Source organism: Nitrospirota bacterium (genome assembly GCA_020851375.1).
In the GTDB taxonomy this organism is placed as follows: domain Bacteria; phylum Nitrospirota; class 9FT-COMBO-42-15; order HDB-SIOI813; family HDB-SIOI813; genus RBG-16-43-11.
On record JADZCV010000025.1, the window covers coordinates 1 to 17,014 of the forward strand.

Below are 17,014 nucleotides of genomic sequence, written 5' to 3' on the forward strand. Positions count from 1 at the left end.
CGCTTTAACTTTAGAAAGTGCAATAAAGATAGTTTCATGATAAAGAGACAATAAGAGAGATTTTCCTGGCAATCAGCTATGGAATTTAAATTGCCCGGGACTATGGAATTTTAATTGACTTTGAGGGGCAGATTGGTGGTAACGATAGTAGGAAGTATCTCAGACCTTTTGGATATGATCTGGAAGATGACGTCCGTATCTTCCTTTTTATGAAATGTGTAGCCGATCTCATCAATACACAGTACCCGCATTTTTGCATAGTATTCGATCCTGGTAGCGGGATTCAGCGCCTTCTGGATTTTTGATATGAGGTCATAAGCAGTGATAAAGGCAGTTGGGAAGCCCAGGAGTATTGCCTCATAACATAGAGCTTGTGCTATATGCGTTTTCCCAAGACCTGTATCCCCCACAAGGACGAGGTTAGAGGCATCCCTGACCCAGTGGGAATTGGAGAAGGCAAGGATATCTTCTTTACTGATCCTGGGGTTAAACTGCCAGTCAAACTGTGCGAGGGTCTTTACCTGTTTTATGCCGGAGAGCCTCAGGAGTCTTTTGATTTTGTGTTGTTTATAATACTCCTGTTCCGTCTTGAGGAAATCGGCAATAATCCCACGGCTCTCAGACTGGATTGCATTTACAGGGGTCTTAAGCCCCAGCTCATTGAGAAGGGTTTCAAGGTTATTCTGGCTCATCTTCATACTCCTCCAATGCCCTGGCCTTATAAGTGATATTTAGAAGATCAGAATTCTGAGGACAGACCGCCTCACTCGCTTCTTCCGGCTGTATATGAAGATAGGACAGGAGTGTCTTTACTCTTGGGCTTCTCCTCGTAAGGCACTCGGATATAATGCTTAATATCATCCCCCTGCTAAACTGTTTCAGCAGCTTAAATATCTGGTATGCTGTGTTCTGTGGGTCTTCACCACAGGCTTGATTTTTTGTAAGGAACTCAGCCACGGCAGGGTGCAGGCCGGATATTACCTCATATATGCGCTGCATCCTGGCCTTTGTGGAGAGCCTGGAATAACTGCGGTGAAGGGGGTTTATGATCTGCTTATATCTCTCAAATGACCTTGGATGAGAGGCTACCTCACTATTTCCGTCATATATCTTGACCGTGGTTGGGGTGGAATAAACCGACAATGCCATGCCGACAAGATAATCAGGGACAGAGTAGGTGTTTGTATCAAAGATCATCATGGCTGTCTTGGTGGTTTTTACCGGTGGATGGACATTAACATTCTTCCAGGGTATGGCGGGAAGTGGTTTAAGCCTCTCCTCTCTGAACATATCTATAGGTCTTTTTCCTGTTGCCCTGTGCAGGGTCTTGTTTTTATCATCAACCCATTCATGGAGTCCCTGGTTTATGGCAGATAGGGACCGATACATGGAAATATTGTTAAAGAAGGTGGCTCTCATTGTGCGTATAACTCGCTCGACTCGGCCTTTTTCATTTCCTCGTGCAGGATTACAGAGGCGTATCTCAGCGCCATAGTGGCGTGTGAAGTCAAGGAATCGTGGATTGTATTGAATCTCCGGCCTGCGTCTTAGAACTACCGTTTTAAGGTTATCGTAACGAAGACTTCTGGCAGTGCCATTCATGGAAGAAAATGCCATGATGTGTCCCTCTATGAAAAACTCGAAGGAGGAGCGGGGGAATATATGGGCGAAGAGATAACGGGAATAACTTAAGATGAGCACAAAGCAAAAGAGTCTGCCCATCCCAGGATGAGAGATGATACACCAGTCTACCTGACCCTCTTCACCGGGAAGAAAATCAAGGGGATGGTAGACCTTCTCCTTTTTACTTCTAAGCTCCCTTGTGTACTTCACTACAAGTGGATAGCTCACTTCAACCCCTCTCTCGCATAACCACTTGTAGACCTGCAGCGCCTTAAGAGACGGGTAATCGTTAAACCAGTTGGAAATCAGTGGCTGATACTTATCCAACAGGGAGAATCGCTTCTTTCTGTCCCCAGGAGAACACTTCCTGTATATCCTTGATGCACGCTTTCTGGATATCCCCGTCTGCTCTTCAATCTGATGGAAGCTAAGACCTTTAACATCCCGCAGATAGAGTATCCTCTGCCGTATCTCTTCCATAACACCTCCTCACTGGAATATCCCGTACCCACCAGCGAGACATTCGATATTCGCAGTGCTTGCATTGAGCGAAGTGAAAAATAAACACTTCTTTGATTAATCATAAGCTGGCAGGCTCAGGTTCATTGACTCATGGCAGAGCCGGTGAAGGCAGCCTTACTGTAGTATCTCCTTGACCAATAATGGAGTAGCTCTTTGCACATCTCATGATGGGTCTATGCTATCCGGTGTCTTTATAGAAAACAATCTCGTCTTGTATCTTGCACCACCTCACCGGCAACGAAAACCCCGCATTCACAATGCCTTACGAGCTTTATCTCGTCTTGTATCTCACCGGAAAGCAATATCTCCGGTATCACCAAACGCACCGTTTTTACAGGGTTTTCATGGGGTATCTCGTCTTGTATCTCACGTCTTCTCTCCCTCCACTTGGTTTGATAGTCAGGGTTCCTGCCCCGCCACTCCCGCACATAGGCGTATCTGCCACGGAAATACCCCGGATTGGCCTCTACCCACATCTTCTGACTCTCACCCTTTCGCATCTTCTGACACGCCTTCTCATTACAACTCTTCTGTCTGGCACCTACCCGACGGTCCGGTTTAAAAAACCGCCGACAGTAGACACACCTCTTCTGGTTTATTTTTGTATTTGTCTCCATCCTGATATTTTATGTCAGGCTAAAGACAGATAAATACTATGATGGGAATTAAGAAGTTAAATACCTGAAGTCAGTGAGGGGATTTAAGAAATTAAATGGGACAATAAGAATTATTACTATTGGGGATATTTTAATTATTCCCTACACACCCTGCTGCCAGCGAAACGCCAAGCCATAATATCAGGCCTGTTAATGACTTCACCATCTGCAAAGTTCCTCCATTTGGCTACCGACATGGCTCAACCGCGGCGCTGTGTCAGCGGCGACGCTGGCCGGAGCGTCTTGTCGGGCGCGATTTTCTCGGCGAAGTGAAGGCTGGCCATGGTCATGCCTTCACGCTCATAAAATCGGTGCGCCTCTTTTCTTTGGACACCTGAATCGAGGTGTATTTGTTCGCACCCTTCCTTAGCGGCCTGTTCTTTGAGCCACGATAGCAACTCGGCGCCATGGCCCTTTGAACGATGCTCAGGAAGAGTTACCAGATCATCAACATACAGGAAACGCCCCCACGCCAGATTTTCACCAACCCGAAACCCGGCAACAGCCACCACGCCATTTTCACCTTCAAGGAAGGCGAGGCGATACCCAGCACTTTCCTGGCTCCGGACCCGGGAAAGAAATTGATCTTCAGTAATATGATGACGAAGCTCACGCATGACAGGATAACAAGCGGCAATCTCCGCATCGGTTTTAGCGACAAGAACAGTCATGGTTGTTTTGTTATAGCTCCACAGTAATTATACACTCTGCATAAAATGAGTTACACACCGTCCGGAAGCTTAGACTGCATCACTTTCCTTCGATTCAACTTACGCCCATCCACCACGAAGGTGCCGTCGCCAATTGCGTGAATGGTTCGCTTCTCTTTTCGAGAACTATCGAGGTAAGCAGCGACACCTTCAAGGACAATGATATTGTGCTTTTTGATGATATCGGTAACTTTGCATTCGATATTTGCCAGGCATTCCTTAATCAAGGGCGCCCTGACATGCTTTCCCTTCACCGGAGTTAGTCGGAATTTTTCAAATTTATCTGTGTCGGCGCCGGAACATGTTCCCACGCCAACAACCTGATCAATCAGGTCAACAGTGGGAATTGCAATTACGCATTCCCTGGATTTCCTAATCGCCTCATAGGAATAGTTCCACGGCCCCGTGGTTATGGCAAATAGCGGCGTAAAGTCCACAACCATGGTCCAAGAGATGGTCATGATGTTGTTATTTCTTCCATCGCTGGTAGTGACCAAGACGACTGGTCCGGACTCTATCAGGGTAAATGCCTTACTTAGCTTCAGTGCCCGCATATTTGCCCTTTTCCCTGTTTTCAAATGCCATCACCCGGAGTTCAACCCTTGGTAGTTTTGTAACGCTCCGCAGATTCATTGACAAAGATGGCCTGGTAATCTTTCCGCGACAGGACCGTATCGTAAAGGCCGATGTCTTCGCCCCCGTGTTTGTTGATTCCGGTATAGCTCAGGCTGGAATCCTCATAGCGCTTGAACTTGAAAACCGCATCATTCATCAGGGCGTTATTGAAGACACCAAGGCTCACGAGGAGTTCAAAGTCTTTTACTGTCAGGCCGGTGACCTTCTTAAACAAGCCCGGTTCCAGCTGGGTAATGACATCCTTCAGGCACCGCTCGCGGTAATCTGTCAGATACATGAAGATGGGGATGCGCGTGGCAAACTTGATGAGTTTCTCCTGAATTTCCCTGCGCCTGCTCTTGTATTCCTTCTCTTCCTCAGTCAGCTGCTTTTTCTCCTTTGCGGACAACTGCCCGTCGTTTGCTTCCCTGCGCGCCTTTTTCACGGCCTCTGACTTGTTGATGATCGTCTCGATGTCCTGATTCAGGTTGCGAAAACCCTCGATGCTCATGAGCGCCTTCATCGCCGCTCCGTTACCCATAAGACGTTTCAGGGTGCTGTTGTCCACGTTAACCAGCAGCGCGCTTTCCCAGCGCCTGGCAAGTAACGTCGCTGTTGTACCACTCATGGCCATGTCGAGGATTCCGGCGGCATCAATCTGCTTCATCGAACTGCCGTCGTAGGCCAGGACAGGCAGGAAGCTGATGAACTCCTCGACCTTTTTTTCGGGGTTTAAGTCGTTGACGTTCAGGCGGCAACTGTAGTCGGCAATCTGCCGCAGGGCCCGGTCAGGAGCGAAATCGAAGACGTAGCATTCCTCTTTGATGATCTGCTCTGCATTCGGGGTAGCGCCATCGGGATTCCTGATTGTCCATGGCGATTGAACCCGAAAGGCGGCCTGAAAATATGTCTCCGGGCTGGACGAGTTTCGGAGCATGAGTATCCCTGTCCATGGTCTGACTGTCACGCCCGTGGTCAGTTTGCCACAGGAAAGGGTAATGGTCTTCGTTCTGAGAGGATTGTCCATGGCCTCCTGCACGGGCGGCAAGGCCGCCACGCCGATCCCGGCGGTGCTTCCCGCTGCCACAATCACCACGTAATCGTGATAAAAACGGTTCTGCTTCTTAGACAGCAGGTTCCGCATGGCGTGACATGAAGCGATGCTCGGCAAAAACCAGAATGTGTGCGAGAGGACATTCAGCAATCGGACGTCCGAGAAAGGCATCGGAGGCTTCTGTGCGCCAAGTTTCAGGTTGTCCACACTGGTCGGCATAAATGCGCCACGGATCAGGTCGAGCCACTTCTGAACTTCGTCCGCATACCTGAATTTTGCCTGTTCCCCGACCCCTTCGGCGGAGAAAAAGACATTCAGATCAAATTCATTGAACTCACCCTGCAGGGCGATTTCCCGGATCGCGTCCGGTAACTGGTAGGTCAGCAGCACCATGCGGGGCAGTGAGGCGTAGGGATTGTCCGGGCCTTGCCATTCATGCTTTGCCCGCTGTTCATCTGAATAGGTCCAGTTGAATATCTGCTCCTCGATGAACTCGCCTGATGCAATCGCCCGGAATGGCGTGCCGGACAGATAGAGATACCCGTCCGTTGTGATGGGCATGATGTCCTCATCGAAGTCTTCGATACCCGCGCCCTCAGCAAACTCGACTTCCTTCCTGTCCTCAGACTCGAACAGCTCCTTCGCGTTCTCCCGCCATGCGCCGTAGTGGTATTCGTCCAGAATGACGCAATCCCAGTGAGTGGTATGTACCCATTCATTCCTGGTCTTGATCCCGCCAGTACTCGGATTTCTGCCCAGGTAGTCCTGAAACGACCCAAAGCAGACGAAGGGCTTTTTCTTGTCGGCGTGCTCATACGAAAGGCCGCCAGGCCTGATGAACTGCCAGCCCTTGAAATCCACGTGGCACTTCAAGTCCTCTTCCCATGCGCTCTGCACAGCCGGCTTGAAGGTCATGACGAGCACCTTTCGCCAGCCCATTTTCAATGCCAATTGATAGGCGGCGAAGGTCTTACCGAACCGCATCTTGGCATTCCAGAGGAAGTGCGGCGGCTTGTTGTGGTTTTCCTTGCGGAAGCTCTTGAAGTACGCAGCTGTCTTCACGACTGCCGCTTCCTGCTCCGGCCTCATCCTGAAATCGAGTGAACGGTTCTCCTCATTCAGTTGGCCGTCCCTGACGGCGATGACCGCGGCCTTGACCTGTGCGACCGTGCAACGGAACCATTCTCCATCCGGATTCTTTACTCCATTGATCCGGAGCATCCGGTGAACGTCGCGGTCGGTGAACACTGTACCATCATTTCGCATGGCCGGTTCTTCCAGGACAATCTGATAGGGCGGTTTACCGGGTCGCAGAATGGGGTACTGCTGCGCCACCCGGCTCTGCACGTCCAAAGTAGTGTACCCCACCTTGAGCAGTCCTGCGTATTGCGGATTGGTATCCTCATAGGCGTAAATGGTGGGCCGGGATGCCGGGCGCGGTGGGAAGAAGTCATTACTCATGGCCGTGTTCCTCCTGGGCCGCCTCGATCAGCATGCGTTCTTTCTCGACCTCCAGGCGGAGCTGCTCCTCCGTCGGAAGGCACAGCATATATTTGGATGCGAAGATCTGCCTGCGGTCTTTCAGCACCGAATAGCGCGCCACGGTTTCATTTTTCTCCGTGCAGAGGATAAGGCCAATGGTGGGATTGTCATCCGGCGCAACGAAAAGGCCGTCGTACATGCGCACATAGCCATCCATCTGTCCGACATCCGCATGCGTCAGCTCGCCCACCTTCAGGTCGATCAGCAGATAGAATTTCAGGCGACAGTGATAAAAGACCAGATCAATATAGCGGTCCTGTTCCTCAATGCGGATATGCTTTTGTCGGGCGACAAAGGCGAAGCCGTTGCCCAATTCCAGGAGGAACCGCTGCAAGTGGGTGATGATCGCCCGTTCCAGATTTGATTCATGGAGCATTGCCACGTCCGGCAACCCCAAAAACTCCAGGACGTACGGATTCTTCAGTTCATCGGCGGCCGTCGCCGGAATTGGCAGACGCCGTCCTTCCGTCAGCATTTTCTCAGGCTTGCGGCTCTTTGAGATGCGCTCGTAATAGTATGATTGAATCTGCCGCTCCAGCGTGCGCTTGTCCCAACCGCCCGCGACAGCTTCCCGCTCATAGAAATCCCGAGCTTCTGAGTTCTCTACCCGCATCAGGGCGCGGTAATGCGACCAGGAAAGTTGTGGCGAAAAACCCTCGGGAAATTCCCTCCCCGTTGGGGAGGAAATCAGGGCAACTGAAGATTCTCCACCCAATGGGTGGGGAATTCGATGACGATCCGCGAAAGCAAGATAGAACTGCCTGAAATACCACAGATTTGTGACAGAAAATCCTTTCCCATACCGATCCGTCAATTGCTTTGACAGAGTCTCCACCACCTTCTCACCGTATTCCGCCCGCCCCTTGCCGCGCTGGATTTCCTCCACGATCTCCCTGCCTATCAGCCAGTATGCCAGCACCATGTTCGTGTTGACCGCGCGGACGACGTTTCCCCGCGCCTGATCGAGGATCGAAACCACCCGGTCGAAGAGCGCATCCGGTTTCACTGCCGGCGCCTGCTTCTTGCCTTTACTCATCATTTGCCTCCATCGGCCCCCGTCAATCTCTTCGCCGGTTTGGGCGGAGGCAGGAAGTTCTCGCCGGTGACCACCTTTCGCCCGGTCTTACGTTCCAATTCCTTGCGCGCCTTCTTTGCAATACCGCCGCCCTTGCGGCCGGCTTCGGCATTTTCAGTCATGCCGGTTGCCTCGACGCTTTCGGCAATCTGGCGCGAGGACAGCTCGGCCAGCGCGGTGAAGATCAATTCCGCCTCGCTCATGTGGTCGCGCAGGTTTTGGTTCTTCAATCGCTTTATTTGCTTGTGCTCCTTGACCGAGATGCCGCTCCATTCCTGATGGATGATGTTGGTCAGAATGGCGTATTCATCCTCGCCCCTGATGTCGTGCGTCTTCCAGTAGTCGGTCAGCTTGTTGCGGGTCTCCTGGCCCATCATCCGCTGTTGAATCCACTTATCACTGCGTCCGTGCTGCCGCCAGTATTCGCGCGCGCGGTCAATCGAGCGGGCCGGGTCGCCCATGTCCTGGATGCGCTCGTAGCCGACCCTGGCCAGCCAAAGCTTGATCGGCTCCGCCTTGGGGCTGGGGACAGACTGGATAAGGCGCAGTAGGGTTTCCGTATCGGCTGTGTCGGTAAGGCGCATCTTCCCGTCTTCCGCAACCATTTTCAACTGGTGACAATTTGTCACCGTTTGACTGCCTTCTGCCTTCAACCGCTCTTTCAGCTTATTCCAGTATTTCCGGGCAGTCTGATAATCCGGCTGCTGAAGCAGCGCCGCGATAATATCCACGACAGAGAAATACCATGTCTCGGCTTTCTCGTCATAAAACCGGCGTATTTTAAAATTCTCAAAAACCGCCAAAGTTTTCTCGTCTTTCATAAACGTCCCTTTCATTAACTGCAAATATTGCGCATATGAACAGATACTGCTTCTGTTTCTTCAAGCCGCCTGCAATGGCCTCCCGCTCGTAGAAATCCCGCGCTTCTGCATTCTCCACCCGCATCAGGGCACGGTAATGCGACCAGGATAGCTGCGGTGAGAAAGCTCGCGGGAATTGGCTGCCCGGCGGGGAGACTTTCTCCGCTGGCAACGATTCTCTTCCCGCTGGGGAGAGTTTCGGGGAGCAGGGCAATTCTCTTCCCAATGGGGAGAGAATTGTTATCCGATCGTCATAGGTCATGTAAAACTGACGGAAATTCCACAGGACTGGCGCGGAAAAACCTTTGCCATACCGTTCCGTTAATTGCTTTGACAGAGTCTCCACCACCTTCTCGCCGTATTCCGCCCGCCCCTTGCCGCGCTGGATTTCCTCCACGATCTCTCGCCCAATCAGCCAGTACGCCAGCACCATGTTCGTGTTGACCGCGCGGACGACGTTCCCCCGTGCCTGATCGAGAATCGAAACCACCCGGTCGAAGAGCGCGTCCGGTTTCACTGCCGGCGACGGCCTCTTGACTTTACTCATTGCTTGCCTCCATGGGGCGGATTTTCGATTCGATGAAGGTGATCTCGCCCTTTGTCAGACCGTAACGTTTGTAGAGCATGTCGTCAGTCCAACGTTTGGTCATGTCTAAGATGGGAATGAAAGCGTATGTGTCCTTCGTAATCCCATGGGAATACATGAATAAGGACATCAGGAAACGAAAGAAGCGTGTTTTCATATAGGCGAGCAAGTTTCGAGCCTGTGCTTCTGTAGAGTAACTTCCGATCACCAAGTAGGTTTCCGTGCAGACAGTACCAGGGAGCAAGACAACGGTCTTTGCGAGCACCCTACGTGCACCGTCTGTGCCGGGATTGCCGGCATGCTCGTGGCCAGAGCGAGACGAAATGACCTTCCACTTGTCAATCATCTCAACCCCGGCGGTGATGTCCTTTCTTTTGTACGGGCCTTCGCCTTTCTGCCAGTGCAATACGATGTCACCGGTCTTCTGTGGCTTGACATAGGTACGCAGTCCGAAGGGCTTATAGGCTGAAACTTGAGAGTTCATTCGTTTCTCATCTCTCGCCAGCACTTTTCTGATGATAGGAACCGCCTGACCGTGTCTGATGAAAATACTAAACTCATTGAGGTGCCTTGTAGAGACAGCTTCGACGCCATTGTGCATATTTACTACTTCACACAGGCCTCTGGAATCTCTTTCCCACAGGAAGTAGCAGATGCCGCCCGCGACACTTACACCAGGAAAGACTTCCGAGGAGTCCTCAAAATCCACGATCTTGCGGATGCGGTCATCGTTAAGCATCTCGCTGCGAAACTCGTCTAACCCCTTGCCGCCTCCGAACCAGCGCGAGGGGATAATCATGGTCAGATAGCGAGGATTAAGTTTCTTGGCCTGTTGAACAAACTTCTGGTAGATGGGTGAGGCGCTTCGCCCGAAGCCGCCATCGCTCAACTGATACGGTGGATTGCCTATGATGACATCGAATTTCATTTTGAATATCTCCTCCGGATTTTTGGTGTGAATAATTTGATAGGCGTGGGTCTCCAGTTCCGAACCCCGGCCAAAGTTTTCCTCGTTAGCCCCGCAGAACGTACATCGGCCGTTCTCCCAGGCATGCTCAGTCCGCTCAAAGCAGATATTCCCCTGCGGGGTATCGAAGGCCTCGCAGACGGAGTATTTCCCGTTCGCGGTCCTGGAGCAGTACACTGACCGGCGTGAGAGCAGGGCGGTCAGTTCCGTGATGGCGAGGCCGTAGAGCTGGTTCCGGAAGATGTGGTTTATCCGCTTCTGGCGGTTGGGGATCTGCTTTTCCAGCCCTTTGTCAAGGCGTCTTGCGATCTCGCGCAGGAATACGCCGGACTTGCATCCCGGATCGAGGAACGTGGCGTCCGGGTCGCTCCAGAGGTCCGCCGGAAAGAGGTCGAGAATCCGGTTCACCAGTTGCGGCGGCGTGAATACTTCGTCGCTGCTCAGGTTGGCAATGCAGGTCAGCACATCCGGGTTGTAGCTATTGTTGCTGAACACGGGCTATCTCCATGAAATGGACGGGCGGATACTCCTTCTCAGGAGTGGGTATGAATACGTCTTCCCCAAGATCGGAGAAGAGCGGCAGCTCCTTCATGCCCTCGTGCTCCAGTAATCCGTGGAACGTGAAGTCGCGCCGCTTGAGCATGCTGCCGTTGAGCGGCGACCATTCCGAAAAGATGATGTATCCTGGCTTTCCTCCCACAGTCTTTAGCGTCAGGGCATCGCCCCAGATGATGTTGCGCTCCAGAATGAACCGGACCGCCTCCCGGCACTTGTCCTTCGCCCGGTTCCTGAAAAGCCGTGAGTAGAAATCGCAGTCAAACACGCTGTAAAGCCGATGCCTGCACTGACGGACGTTGTCCTCCAGAATGTCAATACCATAGACCGAGGACACCGCCAGTATCGCATAACGCTCAAAATCCAGTTGCGACTTGGCGTAGCGCTTTTCCACTACGGCCAGCTTCCGTTCCAGGATTACAGTCAGGAAGTTTCCGTTACCGCAAGCCGGTTCAAGAAAACGGGACTCGATGCGTTCCGTTTCCTGCTTCACAAGATCGAGCATGGCGTTGACCTCACGCCTGCCGGTCAACACCTCGCCATGATCCGCAACCCGTTTCCTGGATATAACTTGCGATTCCATCAGGTGCTTTATTTTATCACAATAAGAAGTAAATGAGGATTTTTTTGGGCCGTCAGGCAGAACTTTATTATATAGACGTAGCTTTAGGATAAAATCTACTTCCATATTGTTGGATGTCCGCCAATAAAATATGTTGTATCCAAGTCCTAAGGCGCTGTTTATTGCCATAGAGGGGATGCGTCAGGATATTACAGACAGAATTCAAAATCTTGACGGATTTTCCCAACATACCAATCAACGACACGAAAAAACAGAAAAAAAGTCTATCCAATGAAAGTGATATGCAAACTTTCATACAGGAGAAACCTACCAAAGTTGCCGTCCTGCCTAAAGTGGTTCAAATGGCAAAAAAGCTTTTGTAAAGACGTTACTTACGGCAAGAAAGCCGGCATGTTCAATGTCACTGCATTAACCTTTTTACTTCCTTAATTTTTACTTCTCTGCTCCTCAATAAGTTCCTTCTTCAAACCGTTAGTAATTGTTGGCAAGATACTTGCTATATTCTATTCGCGGACGGGATATGGATCACTGAATGATAAAAACTTTGACTGCTATAATGTATAAGTGTTGTGCTTTATTATGGACAAGTTAAACCGGTTAGAGGGATTGAACTGCTAAGGAGGAATGCAATTGCTACAGACAAATACAGAGGCAACGGTCGATCCATCTGAACAATATCGTTATGATGTATTAAAGCGCAATATCGAGACGCATCGCATTGTCAGAGACAAATTTTCTATTCCAACGTCTGACATGGCGTTACGACGCGTTGCAGAAAAATATGTTAAACCACAATGGGCAACTGGAAGCATCAGCAGCGTAGATGCACTTTTCATTTATGACATGGTAAGGTGCGTTCTTCCTGACACTGTTGTGGAAATTGGCACTGCATCCGGCGGTTCAACAACGGTGCTGCTCTTGTCACTGTCTGACAATGGCGTTCCGCTTGTTAACGGGCCCGGAAGGCGGGCTGTCCACACCTTTGATATCAGCACTCATTGTTATTTTGATATGAGTTGGCCAGTTGGTTCTGCAGTATACGAATTAGTTCCTCAATTATCCGGCGGGGTTGAATTCCATAAAGGAAAGACAGCCGTTGATGCTGCAAAAATGTTTCCCGGGAAATCAATATCACTTGCGCTCATAGATGCCAATCATCGCCATCCATGGCCGACTACAGACTTGATCTGCCTACTCCCGATCTTAAAGCCAGGGGCGTGGGTTATTTTGCATGATATCAATCTTCCTGCCCTCGCAGTTGCCCACGAGCAACGCACAGGGACATCAGTGGATTGGCACGATCATGGCCCCAAGCTGCTATATGAAAACTGGCCATTTGAAAAAGTATGCGGTGTTAATGAAGGGAACAATATTGGGGCGATTCAAATACCTCATCATGAAAGATTGAGATCAGATGACATTAAAAAAATTGTTGATATACCATGGGAATCTAACATCGAGGAATCTTCACGGAGTGTTCTCGATGATTTTATGATCAATTTCTTATGAACGGTCATGAGCCTCTGGCTAACCAAGGTTTATGAAATCGTCATTCCCGCGCAAGCTGGAATCCAGACCGGTGGCTTGACTCCGGATTCCAGGTTCCGTGGTAATGACAGGTATACAGAAGCATTTTGGGATGATGCATCTGAAATATAATTCTTTGTGTCCTTTGTGCCTTTGTGGTAAATAACATGGATTTTCAGGTGAAAGCCGGGTCTGCTATTTTCAGCAGAGCTAAATTAGGAGATATAATGATTGACAAACGTCCGATTGTAGTAATTCTTGGTATGCATAGGAGCGGAACTTCCCTCCTGACCAATTTGTTAAAAGTGCTTAATGTCGATGTAGGTAATGATCTCCTTCCTGCTGACCAATGGAATGCTGCCGGATACTTTGAATTAACCGGGATATATAAAACCCAGGACGCAATCCTTGAGAAGTTAAATCGGAGATGGGATACATTAAATGGGGTTTTGGCTTTTCCAGACAATTGGGTCAATCTTCCTGAAATTTCTCCATTGAAGGACCATCTCGCAGGTCTATTAACGACAGAACTGGGCAAAACAGAAAACCTCTGGTGTTTCAAAGACCCTCGGACGGCTACGTTATTGCCGATGTGGACTGAAATATTTAATAGGTTAAATTTATTTCCCATTTATATCCTGGCCATTAGAAATCCTTTGGAAATTGCCGCATCTTTAAAGAAGAGAAATGGATTTTCAAATCTTCATTCGCAGTTGTTATGGCTGAAAACCAACTTAGATGCATTAAGTTATGCGGGGGATAAAATAAGGCTGGTAGTCGAATATGAAAAGTGGTTCACAAAACGTGAACAACAGAGCGAAGCTGTTTATGAGGTTCTTGCACCATACATTCCTGCTATTAGAAGAGACGAATTGTTTCAAATCTGTGGATCTGTTATAAAGGCTGAACTTTATCACGAAAAGACCGGCAGCGAAGGGGCACTTCTGCCTTGTGTATCAGAACTTTACAGTCATTTAACCCTTGCGGCAGATCAGGGGAAATTACCTCAGGATACAATGAACGTCCTCGGTGCGGTGCAGAAGCAGATGGATATCTTAAGCTGGTGGGGAGCGGAGTTTATAAAAAAATCAGAAGCAGCAGATCATAATCCCGACCAGGATTTGAAAAAACAAAAAATAAGTAACGCTACATGTTCGTCATCAACAGTCAAGGGGGGTGACTATCCGCCCCTTCCTGTTATCACAAAATCAGATAATAAGACAAAGGCCCGTATCTGCATCGTGAGTAGTGAATTCATAGGACCGTACCGAAATGGCGGGATAGGAACAGCGAACACTTCTCTTGGTGTCGCCCTGGCAGATGCGGGTCATGATGTGACATTCCTGTTTACGCGCGGCAATGTGTGTGAAAACAAGACAATGGATTATTGGATATCTCATTATAAGAAAAAAGGGATCAGGTTTGTTCCACTGCCTGACCGTACAGCCCCTTCAGAAAAATCTCCTTCGTATTTGGTGACCGCGTACGACGTGTATTCATGGTTAAGGAATAACGAGATATTTGACGTCATTCATTTCCATGAGATGGGCGGTATGTCCTATTATGTTTCGTTGGCAAAACGACAAGGGCTTGCATTTACTGATTCAATAATTTGTGTAGGTAATCACAGCTCTACTCTCTGGATACGGGAGGCAAATTCAGAAGATATAACAAATTTATACGACGTAGAAATTGATTTTATTGAAAGACAGAGTGTTTTGCTGGCAGATATTTCATGGAGCCCCAGTCAGTATTTGTTCCAATGGATGAAATCGAAAGGATGGGAGCTGCCGGATAACTGTTATGTTCAACCCTATATCCTGCCCCGTTCGGCCAGACTGGCTATAGACTATAACCATACAGGAAAAAAGGAAATTAATGAGTTTGTATTTTTTGGTCGCCTCGAAACCCGCAAGGGAGTAGTGCTGTTTTGTGATGCCATAGACCGCCTGACAAGTGACAAGATATCTGAAATTAAGATAACTTTTCTTGGTCGTCATGCAATAGTAGATGGACAAAAAAGCGAAGATTACATTAAGATCCGTGCAAGGAAATGGCCATGGAAGTGGCAGATTATAAGTAATTACGACCAACCGGAAGCTATTAAGTATCTGCAGGAAGATGGTCGTCTTGCCGTCATGGCATCTCCGGTTGATAATTCACCGAATACAGTTTATGAATGTCTCGGTGCCCGGATTCCCTTCATTGCCTGTAATGCGGGAGGCATTCCTGAGTTAATAGCTAAAGAAGATGTGGAGTCTGCATGTTTTCCGTACAATGCCCATGCAATGGCGGAAAGACTTCGCAAGGTTTTAATTGAAGGGATTGACGTAGCACGTCCGGCAATAGATTTTTATGAGAACGAAAGGATATGGATTTCTTTTCACGAGAATCTCATTCACCAAAAAAGAGAGTTGCGAAATGATCCGCCGGAGATTCAGCTGTCTGCCCAGCCCTTCATTAGCGTCTGTTTGACGCATTTTAACAGGGATAAGCTATTAAGACAGGCACTCGATTCTTTGAGGTCCCAGATATATCCTTATTTTGAAGTTATTTTGGTAGATGATGGTAGTACATCAGATACGAGTATTTCTTATTTAAAGTCATTAGAACCTGAGTTCAGAAAAAGAAATTGGAAACTCATCTACCAGGATAACAGATATCTTGGAAAGGCGCGCAATACTGGTGCAGGATATGCACGCGGTGATTATATCCTGTTCATGGACGATGATAATTATGCCAAACCTCATGAACTGTCAACATTTGTTAAAGTGGCCCAAAAGACCAATGCTGACATTCTCACATCGTTTATGGATATCTTTGCAGGCGATGGGCCGCCTGATATGCAATCAACGTCTTATGAAAGATGGTTGTACACCGGAGGAGATGCCGCCAGCGGGGTCTTAAAAAATGTATTTGGTGACGCCAACGCACTGATCCGCAGGGATGCCTTCTTTGCTTTGGGTGGATTTACCGGGGATTATGGGGTTACTCATGAGGACTGGGAGTTTTTTGCAAAGGCTGTTCTGACGGGATACCGTCTTGAAGTTATTCCAGAGGCCCTCTTCTGGTATCGCCTTTCGTCTGATAGCATGATAAGAACCACAAACGGTTATAAGAATAGGATGCGTCATATGAGGCCATATTTGAGCAATATTGACCCAAAACTGAGAAATATAGTATTGCTCCTTCATGGTCAGAACATAAGAATTCTGGAATCATACAGGCTTGAACAGGGCAGGAAAAATGCTGTGAATGGCGCTAAACATTTACTTAAAGTAGGTGAGAAGCTTTATACAGAAGGCAGGACAAGGGATGCCATAGAAGTGTTTATGAGGCTCACCGAGATTGTGCCGGAGAATCCTGATTGCTGGAATAATCTGGCAGTTGCCCTGTATTCTTTTGGGATGCGAGACAACTCATTGAAATGTTTTGAAAAGGCCATTGCGATAGACCCTGGATATCAGAGCAGCATAGAAAATCTAAAGATTCTTCAGGAGGCTGTTACATAATAATCCTCTGGACGGGGCGAACGCCTTTTCAAACGATCCAGGCTGTTAAACCAGGGTTGCGCCCTCAGCCAGGCCGGGCCGTGCGAGCTCACTGATCCACCTCAGTATCTCATCATTCAACAGAATATCCGCTCAATTGGTGTTGAAGGATCCGCATAGTGTGCGTACCACAGATCAATGACGTCAATGTCGAGACGTAGGAGACTTGCGGCCAGCGCTTTACGTACATACTGCGGTTTGCCATTGATCTTGAGCGAGAACCCCAGCCTGTAGGCAGGTCCGCACCTGTCTCGTTATAGAGGATTTTTTTGGGGTGTCAAAGCAGAACTCTTTTATGCAGACGTAGCTTATGGTTACCTACTCTGTATAGCGCAGGACTTTGATGACTACTCAAGAGAGATCAGGGGGCTGTGCAGCTCGTACTCTGAAAATCATATTATTACTGGCAGACACTCCGGAGAGTTATTCTTCTTGCGATTGACAAGTTGTCCCGTGAGGATAAGATTCACATTGAAAAAGGAGGAAGAGATTATGTTTTATCGCGATAAGATTATAGGATTAGACGAAAGCCCATATCGTAACAGAATCTTAACAATTCCGTAGTAATCCGGTAACAGTTACAATTTA

The 17,014-nt window shown here is 48.9% G+C and carries 14 protein-coding genes; 2 read left to right on the forward strand and 12 right to left on the reverse strand.

All coding sequences use genetic code 11. The features are described from left to right. Window positions 1–110: 110 nt before the first annotated feature. From IT393_05175 to IT393_05225, 11 genes are all read right to left on the reverse strand, one after another. On the reverse strand, window positions 111–692 hold the full coding sequence (locus IT393_05175; protein ID MCC7202043.1) for an ATP-binding protein: 582 nt from the start codon (window positions 690–692) through the stop codon (window positions 111–113). Beyond that, window positions 679–2,103, reverse strand: a complete 1,425-nt coding sequence (gene istA / locus IT393_05180) for an IS21 family transposase (protein MCC7202044.1) — start codon at window positions 2,101–2,103, stop codon at window positions 679–681. The genes IT393_05175 and istA overlap by 14 nt, the downstream gene beginning before the upstream one ends. Before the next feature lie 233 nt (window positions 2,104–2,336). Beyond that, on the reverse strand, window positions 2,337–2,762 hold the full coding sequence (locus tag IT393_05185; GenBank protein MCC7202045.1) for a hypothetical protein: 426 nt from the start codon (window positions 2,760–2,762) through the stop codon (window positions 2,337–2,339). A 239-nt stretch (window positions 2,763–3,001) separates the two neighbouring features. Beyond that, window positions 3,002–3,472 (reverse strand): GNAT family N-acetyltransferase, encoded by a 471-nt coding sequence (locus tag IT393_05190; GenBank protein ID MCC7202046.1) that lies wholly within the window; start codon window positions 3,470–3,472, stop codon window positions 3,002–3,004. A 50-nt stretch (window positions 3,473–3,522) separates the two neighbouring features. Next, window positions 3,523–4,065 (reverse strand): flavin reductase family protein, encoded by a 543-nt coding sequence (locus IT393_05195; GenBank protein ID MCC7202047.1) that lies wholly within the window; start codon window positions 4,063–4,065, stop codon window positions 3,523–3,525. Window positions 4,066–4,106: 41 nt separating this feature from the next. Next, window positions 4,107–6,641, reverse strand: a complete 2,535-nt coding sequence (locus IT393_05200; protein ID MCC7202048.1) for a GIY-YIG nuclease family protein — start codon at window positions 6,639–6,641, stop codon at window positions 4,107–4,109. Beyond that, complete coding sequence (locus tag IT393_05205) at window positions 6,634–7,758, reverse strand: DUF1016 family protein (protein ID MCC7202049.1); 1,125 nt, start codon at window positions 7,756–7,758, stop codon at window positions 6,634–6,636. The genes IT393_05200 and IT393_05205 overlap by 8 nt, the downstream gene beginning before the upstream one ends. After that, the gene (locus IT393_05210) at window positions 7,758–8,618 is read right to left on the reverse strand and encodes a Bro-N domain-containing protein (protein MCC7202050.1); all 861 of its coding nucleotides are present in this window, start codon (window positions 8,616–8,618) and stop codon (window positions 7,758–7,760) included. The genes IT393_05205 and IT393_05210 overlap by 1 nt, the downstream gene beginning before the upstream one ends. Next, the gene (locus IT393_05215) at window positions 8,587–9,204 is read right to left on the reverse strand and encodes a hypothetical protein (GenBank protein ID MCC7202051.1); all 618 of its coding nucleotides are present in this window, start codon (window positions 9,202–9,204) and stop codon (window positions 8,587–8,589) included. The genes IT393_05210 and IT393_05215 overlap by 32 nt, the downstream gene beginning before the upstream one ends. Continuing rightward, window positions 9,197–10,705 carry an Eco57I restriction-modification methylase domain-containing protein gene (locus IT393_05220; GenBank protein ID MCC7202052.1) on the reverse strand — a complete coding sequence of 503 codons (1,509 nt, stop codon included), beginning with the start codon at window positions 10,703–10,705 and terminating at the stop codon, window positions 9,197–9,199. Before IT393_05220 ends, IT393_05215 begins: the two co-directional genes overlap by 8 nt. After that, complete coding sequence (locus IT393_05225) at window positions 10,689–11,348, reverse strand: SAM-dependent DNA methyltransferase (protein MCC7202053.1); 660 nt, start codon at window positions 11,346–11,348, stop codon at window positions 10,689–10,691. Before IT393_05225 ends, IT393_05220 begins: the two co-directional genes overlap by 17 nt. Before the next feature lie 630 nt (window positions 11,349–11,978). Here IT393_05225 and IT393_05230 point away from each other — a divergent pair. Both IT393_05230 and IT393_05235 read left to right on the forward strand, forming a co-directional pair. Beyond that, window positions 11,979–12,857, forward strand: a complete 879-nt coding sequence (locus IT393_05230) for a class I SAM-dependent methyltransferase (GenBank protein MCC7202054.1) — start codon at window positions 11,979–11,981, stop codon at window positions 12,855–12,857. A 245-nt stretch (window positions 12,858–13,102) separates the two neighbouring features. Continuing rightward, entirely contained in the window at window positions 13,103–16,387 is a 3,285-nt protein-coding gene (locus IT393_05235; protein ID MCC7202055.1) for a glycosyltransferase, read from the forward strand. A 116-nt stretch (window positions 16,388–16,503) separates the two neighbouring features. Here the strand turns inward: IT393_05235 and IT393_05240 are convergent, their stop codons facing one another. Continuing rightward, entirely contained in the window at window positions 16,504–16,653 is a 150-nt protein-coding gene (locus tag IT393_05240; protein ID MCC7202056.1) for an aldo/keto reductase, read from the reverse strand. Window positions 16,654–17,014: the final 361 nt, after the last annotated feature.